Raw genomic sequence first — 15732 nt, 5'->3', positions numbered from 1 at the left:
CGCCGAGAAGGGGAGAAACCAGGCCCCAAACGTCCGGTTCGGACCGTTCTAGGCGGCGCGACGGCTCCAGGGACGGAAGCGAGCGAGATAGGACGGGACGATCGCTTCGATCGCCTTCGGCGTGATCCCGAGATCGGCAAGCGTCAGCGCCCCCTCGGACACGACATTGTCGCGCCGCAGGAGCAGGAGCTGGTCACGGGTCAGCGGCGGCGAGGGGAGGAGTTCGAAAAGGCGCGCCTGAAGCTCGCCGACCGAGAACGGCAGGTCGATCACGAGGCGGCGTCGGCCAGTCTCGGCGAGGATGTACTCGATGAGCTCGCGGAAGGTGTAGATCCGCGGACCGCCGAGCTCGTAGGTGCGCCCGGCGGCGTCCGGCCGCTCGATGGCCGCGATCGCGGCATCCGCCACATCGCCGACATAGACGGGCTGGAAGCGCGTCCTGCCGCCGCCATAGACGGGCAGGGCGGGCAACAGGCGCGCGAGCGCGCCGAAGCGGTTGAAGAACCCGTCCTCCGGGCCGAACACGATCGATGGCCGGAGGATCGTCGCCGCCGGGAAGGCGGATCGGATCGCGGCCTCTCCTTGCGCCTTGGTGCGGGCATAGACCGACGGGCTCGAGGCATCGGCGCCGATCGCCGAGAGGTGGACGACCCGCCCCGCTCCCGCCTCGGCGGCGGCGCGGCCGATGATCCCGGGCGCCTCTCCCTGCAACGCCGCGAAGCTGGACCGTCGCGTCTCGAACAGGATGCCGACGCAGTTGACCACGATCGCCGCCCCGGAGACGGCGGCGGCGACAGCGCGCGGATCGGTCACGGCGGCGCGCACGGGAACGATCTGTCCCGGAAAACCCATCGGCTTGAGCGAGAGCGCGCGCTCGGGGTCACGCCCTGCGATGCGGACGGTATGGCCGTGCGCTGCGAGGCGCTTGACGATGTAGCGGCCGATGAAGCCCGAGCCCCCGAACACCGTCGCGACACTGCCCGCCGCCGTCGCCATGGCCATCCCCCTCTCCTCTTGCGACGTCGAGGATGTGGCGGTGCGTCGCTGCGGCTCAAGCGAGGGCCAACGCCCCACCGCAGGCGGCGTTGACGCGCCCGAGGCCCGGCGCTACTCCTCCTGCCTCGCCCGCCTGTGCCCAGGTGGCGGAACTGGTAGACGCGCAGGTTTCAGGTACCTGTGGCCGCGAGGCCGTGGAAGTTCGAGTCTTCTCCTGGGCACCACGAGCACGGCCGGCCAGCGGGTGCGGCGCTCGGCAGGCAACGTGTCTTTCCACGACCACGAGGATGCCGAGGGGCGGCGCCGCGTTGTCCCCGTGGCGCGGCAGAGACAGCACACCCTACTCGGAGAGCGAACGGACTCGTAACAGGCGCTCTGGCGGCGACGGTCGCACGCCGGCTGTGGCGGCGCGTCCTCTCGAGCAGCGGAGCCACGAGCGTCGGGAGGCGCTCGTGGCTCTTCCGGCAAAACCCGGTCGCCCCAGGAGAGGCGGCTCCCGACGTCCGCCGCCACCCTCGGCCCCGCTCCATAAGGCCGGCGCCGGCGCGCGAGGAGCCGCTCGTGTCCCCGCGCTCCGGGCGGAACCTAGCGATCGCCCTCGGAACGGCGGCGGGCGAGGCCGAGAAGACCGAGACCGGCAAGCATCAACGCCCCGGTCCCCGGTTCCGGAACCGAGACGACCGGATTACCACCCTGGCCGCCTCCCGGACCGCCACCCTGATCGCCTCCCTGGGCGCTGATCGGATCGACCCAGTTCTGCCGTCCCTGAGCGTTCCCCAGGGCGACCCAGGAGACCCCCCGTCGTTCACCACCACCTGCAGACACCGCCCCGAGGTGGGGCTGAAGTCGAGCTGCAGCGGCCCGGGGACGATCGGGGTCGGAGCGGAGACGACGGGGGTGAGGCTCGTCCAGGCGTTGCCGATCGGCGAGTTCGACAGATAGACCCGGATGTAGACGCTCGGCCCGCTGATCGGGGTCGGCGCCGAGCCGGCGCACTGGACCTTCACGCGGGAGAGGGTTTGCGTCGTGCCCATGTCGGCCTGGATCCAATGCGGCCCCTGGCCGCCGGCGTTCGAGTAGCCGCCGTTGAACGCGTTCTGGGCCGAAGTTGGCCCGAGAGTTGGGTGAACGATCTGGGCGCTCGCGCTGTAGCTGGACGACGGCAGGTCGGCCGCGAACGGCGAGATGATCGGCGCCGCCCAGGCCGTCGCGCCGGGCTGAGCCGCACACACAGCCATCGCTACTGCCGCCCCCGAGGCGCGCAGCCATGACCGACCAAAACGGCGCGCCACCTGCGGCCGCGGCGCGGTTCAAACGGCAGCGCCGCTCCCCTGGCCGTTTCCTCTCCACATTCCGTCAGTCATCCTCCGCATCCTTGCCAAAACCGAACGTTACTGTAGGCGAGACGACACCCGACACGTCACGAAACGGCTGCCATCGCGCGCACCATCTCGTTGGCGAATCGAGGCCTCCTCGTCAAGCACGCGACATTTGCAGGACGGCACGGATGAGGTGCAGCCACGTCCGCGCTGGTATCCGCGAAGATGGATCGAAATACGATGGCATGGTGAGGGTCGCGTTCTCAGAGCCGGGGCGGACGGTACATCCGCGAGTCTTGCACCTCCCCCCTGCGCCAACCGCAAACCTGCTGGAACGCGTCGTCCGGTCCTCGCCTCTGCTCCGATGGAGCCGCCCTCGTGGGTGAGGGGCGACGCCGCCCGGCTCCCCTTCGCCGCTGCCGTATGCCCGTGCCGACGCTCGCTTCCGCCCCCGCCCCGAGCGGCCCGAGGCAGGATCGCACGTACCGGAGCGAGGGGCGTTGGCGGGGGCCGACGTCCCGGCTACAAGCCAGTCCGCGATGACCACCCTCTTCGCCCACGGCGCCACCATTCATCTCCACCGCAACGATCTGCCCGATGGGCTGTCGCTCGGGCCGGTCGTCGCGGTCGACACCGAGACGATGGGACTCGATCCGCGTCGCGACAGGCTCTGCCTTGTCCAGCTTTCCTCTGGCGATGGCATCGCCCACCTCGTCCAGATCGCCCCGCCCTCGCTCGGCGGGCGGGGTCAGGACTGCCCAAACCTCAAGGCCCTGCTGGCAGATCCGGCCACTCTCAAGCTGTTCCATTTCGCGAGGTTTGACATCGCCGTGTTGCGCCACGTCCTCGGCGTCGAGACGCGGCCCGTCTGGTGCACGAAGATCGCCTCGAAGCTCACCCGCACCTTCACCGACCGCCACGGGCTCAAGGACCTCTGCAGGGACCTGCTGGGCATCGAGGTCTCGAAACAGCAGCAGTCGAGCGATTGGGGCGCTCCAGACCTCAGCCCCGATCAACTCGCCTACGCCGCAGCGGACGTGCTTCACCTGCACGCGCTCAAGGCGCGGCTCGAGGGGCTACTCGCACGCGAGGGGCGCACCGCGCTTGCCGAGGCCTGCTTTGCCTTCCTGCCGGCCCGGGCCGCGCTCGACCTTCTCGGCTTCGACGACCCCGACATCTTCGCCCACTGACCGCCGCGAGCGCGTTGACGCTTTCGCAAGGCCTGCGCCTACACCTTCGCGGGCCATGGCATATCTTTTGCGTATCAAGCGCGACGTTCCGTTGACCCGGCTCCTGGCCACGCCCTACATGCGTGGTCCGGAACCGGATGCAGACCGCATGACACCCCCACCCGCCGCCGGAGCCGCCGGAGAGGCTGGCGATATAAAGACCGAGACCGCCGCTGGCGCACCCGCCGGCGCGGCCGATCTCGCTGCGGCGCGCGCCGTGCTTGCGACCGAGGCCGCGGCGCTTGCTGCTCTCGCCGAGCGGCTCGACGGTCGCTTCGTGACCGCTCTCGACTTGATCGGCAGCGCCTCGGGGCGCGTGGTGGTCACCGGCATGGGCAAGTCGGGGCACGTCGCCCGCAAGATCGCCGCCACCTTCGCCTCCACCGGCACGCCCGCCCTGTTCGTCCATCCGGCCGAGGCGAGCCACGGCGATCTCGGCATGATCACCGCGTCCGATGCCGTGCTCGCGCTCTCCAACAGCGGCGAGACGCCGGAGCTTGCCGACCTCGTCGACTACACGCGGCGCTTCGCGATCCCGCTCGTCGCCATCACCGGTCGGGCGGAGAGCACGCTCGCCCGCGAGGCGGATGTGGCACTCCTGCTCGCCGAAGCCCCTGAGGCCTGCCCGATGGGCCTCGCGCCGACCACCTCGACGACGCAGATGCTCGCTCTCGGCGATGCGCTCGCGGTCGCTCTGCTCGCGCGGAAGGGCTTCACGGCGGCCGATTTCCGACTGTTCCACCCGGGCGGCCGGCTCGGCCGGAAGCTCCTGCGCGTGCGCGACCTGATGCACACCGGCGCCGAGGTGCCGCTCGCCCCGGCCGGGACACCGATGGATCGCGCGATCATCGCCATGACCGCCGGGCGCTTCGGCTGCCTCGGCCTCGTCGATGGCGCGGGCCTGCTGGTCGGCATCATCACCGACGGGGACCTCCGACGCGCCATGTCGCCCGACCTTTTGTCGCGGACCGCCGCCGAGGTCATGACCGCCTCTCCCCGCACCATCGGCGCCGAGGCTCTGGCGGCTGAGGCGCTGCGGGAGATGAACCAGCGCCGGATCACGGCTCTGTTCGTGACCGAGGCGGGGCGCCCCGTCGGCATCATCCACGTGCACGACCTGCTTCGCGCCGGGGTGGCCTGAGCATGGCGGAGACGCAGCCGATACGCCTGCCTCTGGCCGCGGGCCAGCGCGAGGGGCGCGCGCGCCTCGGCCTTGCCCGCCCAACGCGCGAGACGCCCGACCCGGCCCGTCTCGCCCGCCGCCGGCGCGCGGTTCAGCTCGCGAAGCGGCTGCTGCCACTCGCCGCCTTCGCCGCCCTCGCCCTGGTCGCCCTCTGGCCGCAGATCGCCGGCTTCGAGGAGGGCGTGCGCGTCGCCTACCGCAAGCCGCTGCTCGATGTTCCCGCTGGCGCCGCGAGCGTTCTCGAGCCCCGCTTCCGGGGAACCGACGAGCGCGGACGCCCCTACACCCTCTCGGCCGAGAGTGCGGTTCAGCCGCCGGGCAGCGACGTGATCCACCTCGCGAAGCCGCGCGGCGACATCATGCTCGATCACGGGGCCTGGGTGCTGCTCGAGTCGGCCTCTGGCAGTTTCCGTCGGGCGAGCCGCCTGCTCACCCTCACGGGCGACGTGGCGCTGTTCCACGACAGCGGCTTCGAGGTGAGAACGGACGCGGCCGAGATCGACCTCGGCTCCGGCACGGCGCGTGGCGACCGTCCCGTCTCCGCTCAGGGACCTGCAGGCACCCTCGAGTCGCTCGGCTTCGAGATCATCGACCGCGGAGACGTGATCGTGTTCGGTGGCCCGGCACGGCTCGTGCTCACGCCTTCCGCGCGGCCTGCGGCAGAGCCCGCCGACCGATGAGGCACTGGCGCGCTCTCGCCGCCGCGCTCCTGCTCGCCGGCCAGCAGGCAACGGCGCAGGAGCTCGCGCTCTCCGGCGAGGGGCCGATCGAGGTTCTCGCCGATGGGGCGATCGAGTGGCGGCGCACCGAACAGGTGGTGATCGCCTCCGGAAACGCTCGGGCGATCCGCGCCGGCACGACCGTGTTCGCCGATCGGCTGATCGCCCGCTACCGACCCCGGAGCGGCGCGGAGGGCGCGGCGCCGGAACGCCAGGGCGGCGGCTCGGCCGAGGCGGCCTTCGGCTCGGGTAGCGCCGAGATCTGGCGGCTCGAGGCGGATGGGCGGGTGCGGATCGTCTCGGGCGAAAACCGGGCCGAGGCCGATCGCGCTGTCTATGATCTCGACCGGCGGGTTCTGGTGCTCACGGGGCGCGCGCTCCGCCTCACCAACGGGCGCGACGTCGTGACCGCGCGCGATGCCGTCGAATACTGGGTCGATCGCCGCATGGCGGTGGCGCGCGGTGCCGCCACCGTCACCTCGGCCGACCGACAGCTCGACGCCGACACCCTCGTCGCCTTCTTCCGCGACGCTGCGGAGGGGAGAGGCCGGCAGGCGTCGGCAACCCCAGCGTTGCGGGAACAGGGCGCGGCGCGCGACGCCGCCCCCTCCATCCTGCTCGCCCCTGGCACCGGGCGGCTCGACCGTGTCGAGGCCTTCGGCAATGTCCTGATCCGAACCCCCACGGAGAGCGTGCGCGGCGATCGCGGCATCTACACGCCAGAGACGGGCATCGCCCAGGTTGCCGGCAATGTCGGGATCACACGGGGGCGGAACCATCTCTCCGGGGCGGTGGCGGAGGTGAACCTCCGAACCGGCGTGTCGCGCCTCATCCCCGCCCCCGGCGGACGCGTGGCCGGCCTGCTCGTTCCGGAGGAGCGCAACCGGCCCGAGCAACCGGCGCTCGCGCCGGCGCCCGACCCCGCACCACGCCCGGCACGGAGCCTCGTACCGTGAGCGGGGGCGACAGCGCGCGCGCCGCAGCGGCGCCCTCCCGCCCGCCGCTCGAGGTGCTCTCGGGCGGGGGCGGGCTGGTCGCCCGCGGCCTCGGCAAGCGCTACCGAAAGCGACCCGTGGTGCGGAACGTTTCGCTTTCGGTGCAGCGTGGCGAGGCGGTCGGGCTGCTCGGCCCGAACGGTGCGGGCAAGACCACCTGCTTCTACCTGATCGTCGGGCTGGTTGCGCCCGACACCGGAACGATCACGCTGGATGGCGCCGACATCACGACCCTGCCGATGTATCGCCGCGCCCGGCTCGGCCTCGGCTACCTGCCGCAGGAGGCGTCGATCTTCCGCGGGCTGACCGTCGAGCAGAACATCCGCGCCACCCTCGAGGTGGCCGAGCCGGATCGGGATGCGCGCGAGTGCGCTCTCGACGCCCTGCTCGCCGAGTTCTCGATCAGCCATCTCCGCCGCACGCCGGCGCTCGCGCTGTCGGGCGGGGAGCGACGCCGCGTCGAGATCGCCCGCGCGCTTGCCACACAGCCGAGCTTCATCCTGCTCGACGAGCCGCTCGCCGGGATCGACCCGATCGCGGTCGGCGAGATCCGCGACCTCGTCGCGCACCTGAAGGACCGCGGCATCGGCGTCCTGATCACCGACCACAACGTGCGCGAGACGCTCGAGATCATCGATCGCGCCTACATCCTCCACGACGGCCAGGTGCTGATGGAGGGCAGCCCCCGCGACATCGTCGCGCACGAGGGCGTGCGGCGCGTCTATCTCGGCGACCGTTTCAGCCTCTAGGCCTCGGGGCGCAGCATGGCGATCGGTCCACGCCTCGATCTCCGCCTCGGCCAGGCGCTGGTGATGACGCCGCAGCTGCGGCAGGCCATCAAGCTGCTGCAGTTCTCCAACCTTGAGGTGGCAGCCTTCCTCGAGGCCGAGCTCGAGCGCAACCCGCTGCTTGAGCGCGACGAGGGCGGGCCCGAGCCCGCACCCGTCGAACGCGAGGCGGAAGCGCCCGCGCCCGCTCTCGACGATGCCGGCGACACCCTCGCCGCCCCCGGCGAGGCGCCGCTCGATGCCGATTTCAGCAATGTCTACGACCCGGGCGGCAGCGCCGACGGCGCGGAGACGACGCCGCTCGACGGCGCCCGGATCGGCGCGGGCGGGCGGAGCGATTTCGAGGCCGATGATCGCGGCATCGAGGACCACGCGGTGGAGCGCCGGTCCTTGCGCGCGCACATGGCCGAACAGCTCCGCCTCTCGCCGGGCGACGCGACCGACCGGCTGATCGGCTCCTGCCTGATCGCGATGCTCGAACCGACCGGGCGGCTCGCGGGCGACCTCGAGGCGCTCGCCGCCAATCTCGGCTGCCCTCTCGAGCGGGTGGAGGCGGTACGGCAACGGATGATGCGGTTCGACCCGCCCGGCGTGTTCGCACGCGACCTCCGCGAGTGCCTCGCCGTTCAGCTCGAGGAGAAGAACCGGCTCGACCCGGCGATGGCAGCCCTGCTCGACAATCTCGATCTGCTCGCGCGGCGCGACCTGCGGCGGCTGAGGGAGGTGTGCGGCGTCGATGCCGATGACCTCGCGGAGATGATCGCCGAACTCCGCCGCCTCGACCCCAAGCCGGGTGCCGCCTTCGAGGCGGAGGCGGCGACGGTGGTGGTGCCGGATGTGCTGATGCGGCGCGCCCCCGACGGCGGCTGGACCGTCGAGCTCAACCCGGAGACGCTGCCGCGCGTTCTCGCCAACGCAACGTTCCATGCGCGGATCGCCGCCAGTGCGCGGACGAAGGAGGAAAGGAGCTTCATCGCCGAGCACTGGGCGAACGCCACCTGGCTCGTGAGGAGCCTGCAGCAGCGTGCCGCCACGATCCTGAAGGTCGCGGCGGAGATCGTGCGCCAGCAGGACGCGTTCTTCCGCCACGGCGTGAGCCACCTCCGCCCGCTGATCCTGCGCGACATCGCGAACGCGGTTCAGATGCACGAGAGCACCGTCAGCCGCGTGACGGCTAACAAGTACATCGCGACCCCGCGCGGCACGCTCGAGCTCAAGTTCTTCTTCACCACCGCGATCGCCGGCACGGGCGGCGAGAGCCACTCGGCGGAGGCGGTGCGCCACCGCATCCGCGACCTGATCGCTGCCGAGGACCCCGACAATGTCCTGTCGGACGATCAGATCGTTCTCCTGCTCAGGCGGGAGGGTGTGGACATCGCCCGCCGCACGGTGGCCAAATACCGCGAGGGAATGCGCATCCCCTCCTCCGTGCAACGACGGCGGGAGAAGGCGCTCCTGGTCTGAGGCGCGGGCCGGCGCCAGCGCCGCGGCAAAGCCGGCTCGAAGCGAACGCTGCCGCGGCGACATCGGTTGGTCAGGGCGGAAGGAAAGACGCCAATGCACATCACCGTCTCGGGCAAGCAGGTCGACGTCGGCGACGCGCTGCGCACCTACGTGACCGAGCAGCTGGGGATCATCTGCAGCAAGTACTTCGACCACGCGCTGGAGGCGCAGGTGGTGTTCTCGAAGGCACGCTCGTTCTTCATGTGCGACATCCAGATGCACGCCGGGCGAAACCTGATCATGCGCGGCGAGGGCGAGGCGCAGGACGCGCACGCTGCCTTCGACGCCGCGGCCGAGCACCTCGCCAAGCGTCTGCGCCGCTATCGCCGCAAGGTGAACGACCATGCGCGCGACCTCGCCAATCGCGAACGGCCGCTCGCCGCGCGGCAGTACGTGCTGAGCCAGGAGCGGCAGGCGGAAGAGGCGGAGGAGGAGCCCGGCCTCAACGGCATCCATGGCGTGGTCGTGGCCGAGATGCCGGCGGAGATCGAGACGCTGACGGTGGGCGAGGCGGTGATGCGGCTTGATCTCGCGCATGCGCCGGTGCTGATGTTCCGCGAGCGCAAGAGCGGCTCGCTCAGCGTCGTCTACCGGCGCGACGACGGGCATATCGGCTGGATCGATCCGTCCGGGGCGCGGCTGAGCTGAGCTCCTCTCGCCTCCGGTCCGGCTCCGCACGGGTTCGGCGCATCCTCGGGGTGTGGCGCGGCGCGCTGCGGCTCCGCATCGCGGCGCGCGCTCTGCGCACGTCTCTGGCGGGGCGGCGGCGCGTGCTCGACGCCGGCGCGCGCGGCTGACGGCAGCCCGGGCCCGCTTGCGCCCGGAAGCGGCGCGGGGGCAGGGCTTCGGCAGGCGAGAACGGCGCGGACATGATCGGCCGTGCGTCCCCGCATTTGTCTCCGCTCGCTCCGGTCGGGTCGCTGGCGTCGCCTGGTTCCGTCCGGCGGTGCGGGCCGGACGGAACGCGCCTCTCAGGTGGCAGGGGTCGTGGCGACGCCGCGGCTTGCCGGGCGGCGCGCCGATCGGTCAGTGCACCGAGACGGGAACCATCTCGTGCTCGAGCACTGCCCGCGCCGCCTGCGCCACGTCCGGCGCGAGCCCGATCTGCCGGCCATCGGCGCCGAAGATCGCCACGGCAGGCGTCCCGCCCACTAGAACGGGGCGGAGATAGGCGACCCCGCCGAGGCCGATCTGCGCGAGCTGCTCGCGCGTCGGGATGGGGAAGCTGTGGGAACGGTCGTTGCGGTTCGTGTTCATGGCTCACGTCCTTCGGCGCCCCTTTGGGCGCGCCGCTGGTTCGGCCGTGCCACCATGGCCCCGGCCGGTAAACGCATCGTCAGCCGCCTCCCTGGCCATTCGGCTTCTCGCCGATGCGGATGGTGCGCACCCGCGTCTCCGCCTGCGGCCGGTGGAGGTCGATGTGGAGAAGCCCCTTGTCGAGCCAGGCTCCCTTCACCTCGATGCCTTCCGCGAGCACGAAGGGGCGCTGGAACTGCCGCGCCGCGATGCCGCGGTGCAGGAAGATGCGTCCCTCGCTGTCATCGGCCTGCTTGCCGCGAACGATCAGCTGGTTGTCCTCCAGCGTGATGGAGAGCTGGTCCATCGAGAACCCGGCCACTGCGAGGGTGATCCGCAGGCTGTCGGGGCCCGTCTGCTCGATGTTGTAGGGCGGGTAGCCGTCGGCACTGACCTTAGCCAGGCGCTCGCGCACCTGTTCCAGATGGTCGAAGCCGAGGAACAGAGGGCTGCCGAACAGGGTCATGCGGCTCATCGAAGCCTCCTCACCAGGGAGCGGGGCGATCGCGCGAGGCCCATTGAGGCGCCCCGCGCACCATCCGAGATGGGCAAGCCGCACCTCGCCTGCAAGGGAGGCGCGGAAGGCAAGCGGCATACCATTGCCCGGCCGCGCTCACGGGGCTATCTCAGGCAAGATGGCGGGCGATGCCACAGATGCCGGGGCCGCAACGGCCGCCGAAGAGCCGCTTCGGATCCTGATCGCGCCGGACCCGGTGCTGCGACGCACCGCCCGGCCGGTTACGGAGGCGGACGCGGAGACGGTTCGGGCGCTGATCCCCCGCATGCTCGCGACCATGTATGCCGCACCAGGAATCGGGCTTGCCGCGCCCCAGGTTGGCGTGTCGCTTCGCCTCGCGGTGATCGACCTCCAGGCAGAGGGCCGGCGCACGCCGATGGTGCTGATCAACCCGGAGCTCGTCGCCGCCTCCGCCGAGACCGAACAGCGCGAGGAGGGCTGCCTCTCCCTTCCGGGCCAGTATGCCGACGTGGTGCGTCCACGTGCCGTGACGGTGCGCTATCTCGACGAGTCGGGCGCCCGCCGCGAGGTGGCGGCAGAGGGGCTGCTCGCGCGCTGCCTCCAGCACGAGATCGACCATCTCGACGGCATTCTCTTCGTCGATCACCTCTCGGCGCTGAAGCGCAACATCATCCTCCGCCGGCTCGCCAAGTCGCTTCGCGCCAAGGCGGGGTGAGAGGTGCGGCTCGCCTTCATGGGCAGCCCAGAGTTCGCCGTGCCGACGCTGCGCGCGCTCGCCGCCGCGGGCCACGAGATCGCCGCCGTCTACTGCCAGAGGCCGAAGCCCGCCCATCGCGGCCAGGCGGTGACGCGATGCCCTGTGCAGGTCGCGGCGGAGGCGATGGGGCTGCCCGTCCGCACGCCCGCCCGCATGCGGAACGACACCGCCGAGCACGATGCCTTCGCCGCGCTCGATCTCGATGCGGCGGTGGTCGCAGCCTACGGGCTGATCCTGCCTCGCCCCATGCTCGAGGCGCCGCGCCGGGGCTGCCTCAACGTGCATGCCTCGCTGCTGCCGCGCTGGCGCGGCGCCGCCCCGATCCAGGCCGCCATCCTCGCAGGCGATGCCGAGACCGGCGTGACGATCATGCGCATGGAGGAGGGGCTCGACAGCGGCCCGATCCTGCTCGCCGAGCGTGTTCCGATCACGGAGGAGACGACCGCCGCCGAACTGCACGATCGGCTCGCGGAACTCGGCGCGAGGCTGATACTTCGCGCGCTGGCGGAGGATCCTCCAGCGGTGCCGCAGCCTGCGGACGGCGTGACCTATGCGCCCAAGCTCGGCCCTGCCGACAGGCCGCTCGATTTCCGCCTCGATGCCCCCACACTCGCCCGACGCGTGCGGGCGCTCAACCCCTGGCCGGGGACGACCGCGGTCCATTCCGGCACGGTGCTCAAGGTGCTCGCCGCCCAACCCGAGCCGGGGCAGGTGGAGGCGGAACCGGGCACGCTGCTCGGCGAGGGGCGCGTGGCCTGCGGCGGCGGCACGGTCCTGCGCCTCCTCCGCCTACAGCGTCCAGGCCGGGCGGCCCAGGAGGTGGAGGCCTTCCTGCGTGGCTATCCCTTGCCTGCGGGCGAGCGGCTCGAGACACCGCCTGCTTGAGGCCCTGGGCCTGATGCCGCGCTACGTTCTTCGCGTCGAGTATGACGGCGCGCCTTTCGTCGGCTGGCAGCGCCAAGCGGAGGGGCTGTCTGTGCAGCAGGTGATCGAGGAGGCGGCGTCGGCGCTCAACCGCGGCAGGCCGGTCGAGGCAGTCGCCGCCGGGCGAACCGATGCGGGGGTGCACGCCGCCGCCCAGGTGGTGCACCTCGACCTCGACCGGGAGGTCGAGCCCGGAACGGTTCGGGACGCGCTCAACTTCCACCTCCGTGCCCACCCGGTCTCGGTGCTTGCGGCCGGGCTCGCCCCTCCGGACTTCCACGCGCGGTTCAGCGCCATCGGCCGTGCCTATCGCTACCGTATCCTCGACCGGCGCAGCCCCCCGGCGCTTGACCGCGGCAGGGTGTGGCACATCCCCCGCCCGCTCGACGCCCGGGCGATGGCGGAGGCGGCGCGTGTACTCGTCGGCCGGCACGACTTCTCCTCGTTCCGTGCTGCCTCCTGCCAGGCCTCTGGGCCGGTGCGGACGCTCGACAGGCTCGAAGTCCAGCGCGTCGGCGAGGAGATCGTGATCGAGGCGGCGGCAAGGAGCTTCCTGCACCACCAGGTGCGCACCATCGCCGGAACGCTGCGGCGCGTCGGCGAGGGCAGCTGGACCGCGGCGGACGTGGCCCGGATCCTCGCCGCGGCCGACCGGCGACTCGCCGGAGAGACCGCACCAGCAGCGGGGCTGACCCTCACCTCCGTCACCTATCCGGATGGTCTCTGCCCGGTCTGAGCTTGCCGGCCACCGAGGCACCGCCCCTTGCGGAGCGGCGCCGCGCAGCGCTCGCCGCCAATCCCTCAGCCCCGCGAGAGGGTGATCGTGAGCCCCGTGACGAACAGGCCGAGCAGCACGTCGGCGCCGACGACGAAGCCAGCCCGCGCCCCGTCGATGCCGAGCGCTTGCCGCGCGACGAACCACGACAGCCAAAGCGCATAGGCGAGCGCGGCAAGCCCGAGCACGTCTGCGGCAAGCCCAGGCAGGAGCCCCGTCGCTGCAGCGAGAGCGGCGACGAGCACGACCACGAGCTGCGGCAGCTTCGCCCAGTTCCAGGCCGCGACGAAGCCCGGGAAGCGGTCGCGCCTGCCCATGCCCTCGACGACGCCGACCATCAGAAGCGGGAAGGCGAACCAGCCGATGACGTAGCCGATCGCTTCGGCGGCGACGAGCCGCACCCCTTCGCCGCCCACGCCGCCGCCGAGAGAGCGCAGGACCACATAGCCGGGAGCGCAAAGCCACATCGCCGCGAAGGAGGCCCACGCTCCGGCGGAAGAACGATCGATCAGCGCCATGCCCTGCGCGCGGCCGCGGGCGAGCAAAAACGCCCCCGCAACCCCGCCGACAATCCGCGCCGCGAGAGGGGATGCCGGACCGCTCATCCGCAGAAGGCGTCGAGCACGGAGCCATAGGCGCGCACGAGCGCACCGAGCTCCGCCACCGGTACGTGCTCGTCCGCCTTGTGCATCGTCGTGCCGACGAGGCCGAACTCGGCGACGGGGCAGTGGCGCGCGATGAAGCGCGCATCCGAGGTGCCGCCTCCCGTATCGAGCCTCGGGCGCACCCCCGTCGCCGCCTCGATCGCAGCAACGAGCCGCTCCACCGCCTCCCCGGGCTCGGTGAGGAAGGCCTCGCCGGAGCAGGAGAGCTCGAGCCTGTGCCGGGGCGCGTGCGCCGCCACGGCCTCGCCGAGCCAGGCGCCCAGGCTTGCCGCCGTGTGCCGGTCATTGAAGCGGATGTTCAGGGTCGCCGAGGCGTGGCCGGGGATGACGTTGCTCGCGGGGTTGCCGACATCGATCGTGGTGATCTGCAGCGAGGAAGGTTCGAACCACGCCGTGCCGTGGTCGAGCTTGCGCGCGATCAGGTCGGAGAGCAGCGTGACGAGCCGATGGACAGGGTTGTCGGCCCTGCCGGGATAGGCGACGTGTCCCTGCGTTCCCTCGACGACGATCCTCGCCGTCAGGCTGCCGCGCCGGCCGATCTTGACCGTGTCGCCGAGGCGGTCGATGCAAGTCGGCTCGCCGACGAGGCAGAAGCCCGGGATCTCCCCTCGTTCCGCCATCCAGTCGAGCACCTTCACGGTGCCGTCCACCGCCTCGCCCTCCTCGTCGCCGGTGATTAGAAGGGAGAGCGCGGCGGGCGGCCTGCCGCCGTGGCGGTCAAGCCAGGCTGCGGCGGCCGCGATGAACGCTGCGATATTGCCCTTCATGTCAACCGCGCCGCGGCCGTAGAGGACGCCGTCGCGGATCACCCCGGCGAACGGCTCGACGCTCCAGTCTGTCCCGCCCGGCGGCACCACGTCGGTATGGCCGGCGAAGCACAGGGCTGGCCTGCCCTCGCCGATCCGCGCGTAGAGGTTCTCGACCACGCCGAAGCGAAGCGGCGTGCAGCTGAACCCGAGCGCGCCAAGCACCTCCGCGAGCACTGCCTGCGCCCCGTTATCCTCGGGCGCGATCGACGGGCAGCGGATCAGCGCCGCCGCGAGCGCCACCGCGTCCCTCGCCAGGGCGGCAGGGTCGGGCCCCGCCCTGGGGGGAGCACGCTCCGGAGGCCCGACGTCAGTCACGCAGAAGCTCGTTGATCGAGGTCTTGGCGCGCGTTCGCTCGTCCACGCGCTTGACGATCACCGCGCAGTAGAGCGAGGGGCCGGCCGAGCCGTCGGGAAGCGGGCGGCCGGGCATGGTTCCGGGCACGACCACCGAGTAGGCCGGCACGCGGCCGACGAACACCTCGCCTGAGGCGCGGTCGATGATCCGTGTCGAGGCGCCGAGATAGACGCCCATCGCAAGCACAGAGCCGCGCTCGACGATCACCCCCTCCGCGACCTCCGAACGGGCGCCGATGAAGCAGTCGTCCTCGATGATGACGGGAGAGGCCTGCAGGGGCTCGAGCACGCCGCCAATCCCGGCGCCGCCGGAGATGTGGCAGTTCCGGCCGATCTGCGCGCAGGACCCGACGGTGGCCCAGGTGTCGATCATCGTTCCCGAATCGACATATGCCCCGACATTGACGAAGCAGGGCATCAGCACCACGCCCGGCGCGACATAGGCCGACCGGCGCACCACCGCGCCCGGAACGACGCGCACGCCAGCGGCGCGGAACCGCTGCTCGTCCCAACCGGCGAACTTGAGCGGCACCTTGTCGTAGGCCCCGGCGGCGGTCGCCATCGGCGTGCTGTCGGAGAGCCGGAAGGAGAGCAGGACGGCCTTCTTCAGCCACTCGTTCACCACCCACCCCTGCGGCGAGGGCTCGGCCACCCGCGCGGCGCCGGAGTCGAGCAAAGCGAGCGCCGCCATCACCGCCTCGCGGGCGGAACCGGTCGTTTCCGGCCCGATCGAGGCGCGGCTCTCCCACAGAGCCTCGATCTCCGCCTTCATCGCCCCCTCGACCACGCCGTCTCTCCCAAGTCGATTTGTCCTGAACCGGTTCTCGCGACCGTCCGCCCAGGTGTCAACGCCGCGCGATGGAAGCGGGCGACTCCGCCGGTCCTCCGTGCCGGTAACCCGGGGTTTACGCGCCCCGCGCAACTCTGTGCTTGGCGATTGGA

The 15732-nt window shown here is 71.6% G+C and carries 18 protein-coding genes and 1 tRNA gene; 11 read left to right on the top strand and 8 right to left on the bottom strand.

Translation table 11 applies throughout. The features are described 5' to 3' along the window. Positions 1-48: 48 nt before the first annotated feature. Positions 49-1002, bottom strand: coding sequence for a complex I NDUFA9 subunit family protein (locus tag KO353_RS14235; protein ID WP_235691895.1), 954 nt, complete (start codon positions 1000-1002; stop codon positions 49-51). Positions 1003-1133: 131 nt separating this feature from the next. Here KO353_RS14235 and KO353_RS14230 point away from each other — a divergent pair. Further along, positions 1134-1220: transfer RNA gene (locus tag KO353_RS14230), tRNA-Leu, on the top strand. 361 nt (positions 1221-1581) lie between these two features. On the opposite strand, the gene KO353_RS17100 is transcribed toward KO353_RS14230, so the two are convergent. Next, on the bottom strand, positions 1582-1641 hold the full coding sequence (locus KO353_RS17100) for a hypothetical protein (RefSeq protein WP_407928226.1): 60 nt from the start codon (positions 1639-1641) through the stop codon (positions 1582-1584). Further along, positions 1641-2234, bottom strand: a complete 594-nt coding sequence (locus KO353_RS16550) for a discoidin domain-containing protein (protein ID WP_235691893.1) — start codon at positions 2232-2234, stop codon at positions 1641-1643. The genes KO353_RS17100 and KO353_RS16550 overlap by 1 nt, the downstream gene beginning before the upstream one ends. A 620-nt stretch (positions 2235-2854) precedes the next feature. On the opposite strand from KO353_RS16550, the gene KO353_RS14220 reads away from it, so the two are divergent. The 7 genes from KO353_RS14220 (at position 2855) to hpf (ending at position 9380) form a co-directional block, all read left to right on the top strand. Next, positions 2855-3505, top strand: coding sequence for a ribonuclease D (locus tag KO353_RS14220; protein ID WP_218285440.1), 651 nt, complete (start codon positions 2855-2857; stop codon positions 3503-3505). A gap of 148 nt (positions 3506-3653) precedes the next feature. Further along, the gene (locus KO353_RS14215; RefSeq protein WP_218285439.1) at positions 3654-4685 is read left to right on the top strand and encodes a KpsF/GutQ family sugar-phosphate isomerase; all 1032 of its coding nucleotides are present in this window, start codon (positions 3654-3656) and stop codon (positions 4683-4685) included. A 2-nt stretch (positions 4686-4687) separates the two neighbouring features. Then, positions 4688-5407: an LPS export ABC transporter periplasmic protein LptC gene (gene lptC, locus KO353_RS14210; RefSeq protein ID WP_218285438.1), complete on the top strand. Its 720-nt coding sequence runs from the start codon at positions 4688-4690 to the stop codon at positions 5405-5407. Further along, a complete protein-coding gene (locus KO353_RS14205; RefSeq protein WP_218285437.1) occupies positions 5404-6402 on the top strand; it encodes an LptA/OstA family protein in 999 nt (332 codons plus the stop codon). Before lptC ends, KO353_RS14205 begins: the two co-directional genes overlap by 4 nt. Positions 6403-6455: 53 nt before the next feature. Further along, positions 6456-7190, top strand: coding sequence for an LPS export ABC transporter ATP-binding protein (gene lptB, locus KO353_RS14200; RefSeq protein ID WP_235692131.1), 735 nt, complete (start codon positions 6456-6458; stop codon positions 7188-7190). A gap of 15 nt (positions 7191-7205) precedes the next feature. Further along, a complete protein-coding gene (gene rpoN, locus KO353_RS14195) occupies positions 7206-8693 on the top strand; it encodes an RNA polymerase factor sigma-54 (RefSeq protein WP_218285435.1) in 1488 nt (495 codons plus the stop codon). Between the two features lie 93 nt (positions 8694-8786). After that, positions 8787-9380, top strand: coding sequence for a ribosome hibernation-promoting factor, HPF/YfiA family (hpf, locus tag KO353_RS14190; protein WP_218285434.1), 594 nt, complete (start codon positions 8787-8789; stop codon positions 9378-9380). A 378-nt stretch (positions 9381-9758) separates the two neighbouring features. Here hpf and KO353_RS14185 read toward each other — a convergent pair whose 3' ends face one another. Both KO353_RS14185 and KO353_RS14180 read right to left on the bottom strand, forming a co-directional pair. Continuing rightward, positions 9759-9989, bottom strand: coding sequence for a DUF1150 family protein (locus KO353_RS14185; protein ID WP_218285433.1), 231 nt, complete (start codon positions 9987-9989; stop codon positions 9759-9761). A 79-nt stretch (positions 9990-10068) separates the two neighbouring features. Beyond that, on the bottom strand, positions 10069-10503 hold the full coding sequence (locus tag KO353_RS14180; protein ID WP_218285432.1) for an Hsp20 family protein: 435 nt from the start codon (positions 10501-10503) through the stop codon (positions 10069-10071). Between the two features lie 160 nt (positions 10504-10663). Between KO353_RS14180 and def the strand changes: the two genes are divergently transcribed. Genes def through truA form a run of 3 tightly spaced genes read left to right on the top strand, consistent with a single transcriptional unit; the run spans position 10664 to position 12923 of the window. Next, complete coding sequence (gene def / locus KO353_RS14175; protein ID WP_218285431.1) at positions 10664-11221, top strand: peptide deformylase; 558 nt, start codon at positions 10664-10666, stop codon at positions 11219-11221. 3 nt (positions 11222-11224) lie between these two features. Continuing rightward, the gene (fmt, locus tag KO353_RS14170) at positions 11225-12148 is read left to right on the top strand and encodes a methionyl-tRNA formyltransferase (RefSeq protein WP_218285430.1); all 924 of its coding nucleotides are present in this window, start codon (positions 11225-11227) and stop codon (positions 12146-12148) included. A 13-nt stretch (positions 12149-12161) separates the two neighbouring features. After that, a complete protein-coding gene (gene truA, locus KO353_RS14165) occupies positions 12162-12923 on the top strand; it encodes a tRNA pseudouridine(38-40) synthase TruA (RefSeq protein ID WP_218285429.1) in 762 nt (253 codons plus the stop codon). Between the two features lie 65 nt (positions 12924-12988). Here truA and KO353_RS14160 read toward each other — a convergent pair whose 3' ends face one another. The 3 genes from KO353_RS14160 to dapD all read right to left on the bottom strand — a co-directional run bounded on the left by KO353_RS14160 (position 12989) and on the right by dapD (position 15562). Next, positions 12989-13567 carry a hypothetical protein gene (locus KO353_RS14160; protein ID WP_218285428.1) on the bottom strand — a complete coding sequence of 193 codons (579 nt, stop codon included), beginning with the start codon at positions 13565-13567 and terminating at the stop codon, positions 12989-12991. Next, entirely contained in the window at positions 13564-14676 is a 1113-nt protein-coding gene (dapE, locus tag KO353_RS14155; protein WP_235691892.1) for a succinyl-diaminopimelate desuccinylase, read from the bottom strand. Before dapE ends, KO353_RS14160 begins: the two co-directional genes overlap by 4 nt. Before the next feature lie 67 nt (positions 14677-14743). Beyond that, a complete protein-coding gene (gene dapD, locus KO353_RS14150; RefSeq protein ID WP_218287410.1) occupies positions 14744-15562 on the bottom strand; it encodes a 2,3,4,5-tetrahydropyridine-2,6-dicarboxylate N-succinyltransferase in 819 nt (272 codons plus the stop codon). Positions 15563-15732: the final 170 nt, after the last annotated feature.

Origin of the sequence: Elioraea tepida, from assembly GCF_019203965.1 — a bacterium.
Classification (GTDB): domain Bacteria; phylum Pseudomonadota; class Alphaproteobacteria; order Acetobacterales; family Acetobacteraceae; genus Elioraea_A; species Elioraea_A tepida.
Note: the sequence above shows the minus strand (reverse complement) of the source record. Positions and strands in the feature narration are given on the sequence as shown.

Coding starts and splice junctions, on each gene's coding strand:
- KO353_RS14235 (WP_235691895.1), bottom strand. CDS start 1,002: ATGGCCATGGCGACGGCGGCGGGCAGTGTCGCGACGGTGTTCGGGGGC.
- KO353_RS16550 (WP_235691893.1), bottom strand. CDS start 2,234: ATGGCTGTGTGTGCGGCTCAGCCCGGCGCGACGGCCTGGGCGGCGCCG.
- KO353_RS14220 (WP_218285440.1), top strand. CDS start 2,855: ATGACCACCCTCTTCGCCCACGGCGCCACCATTCATCTCCACCGCAAC.
- KO353_RS14215 (WP_218285439.1), top strand. CDS start 3,654: ATGACACCCCCACCCGCCGCCGGAGCCGCCGGAGAGGCTGGCGATATA.
- lptC (WP_218285438.1), top strand. CDS start 4,688: ATGGCGGAGACGCAGCCGATACGCCTGCCTCTGGCCGCGGGCCAGCGC.
- KO353_RS14205 (WP_218285437.1), top strand. CDS start 5,404: ATGAGGCACTGGCGCGCTCTCGCCGCCGCGCTCCTGCTCGCCGGCCAG.
- rpoN (WP_218285435.1), top strand. CDS start 7,206: ATGGCGATCGGTCCACGCCTCGATCTCCGCCTCGGCCAGGCGCTGGTG.
- hpf (WP_218285434.1), top strand. CDS start 8,787: ATGCACATCACCGTCTCGGGCAAGCAGGTCGACGTCGGCGACGCGCTG.
- KO353_RS14185 (WP_218285433.1), bottom strand. CDS start 9,989: ATGAACACGAACCGCAACGACCGTTCCCACAGCTTCCCCATCCCGACG.
- KO353_RS14180 (WP_218285432.1), bottom strand. CDS start 10,503: ATGAGCCGCATGACCCTGTTCGGCAGCCCTCTGTTCCTCGGCTTCGAC.
- def (WP_218285431.1), top strand. CDS start 10,664: ATGGCGGGCGATGCCACAGATGCCGGGGCCGCAACGGCCGCCGAAGAG.
- truA (WP_218285429.1), top strand. CDS start 12,162: ATGCCGCGCTACGTTCTTCGCGTCGAGTATGACGGCGCGCCTTTCGTC.
- KO353_RS14160 (WP_218285428.1), bottom strand. CDS start 13,567: ATGAGCGGTCCGGCATCCCCTCTCGCGGCGCGGATTGTCGGCGGGGTT.
- dapD (WP_218287410.1), bottom strand. CDS start 15,562: ATGAAGGCGGAGATCGAGGCTCTGTGGGAGAGCCGCGCCTCGATCGGG.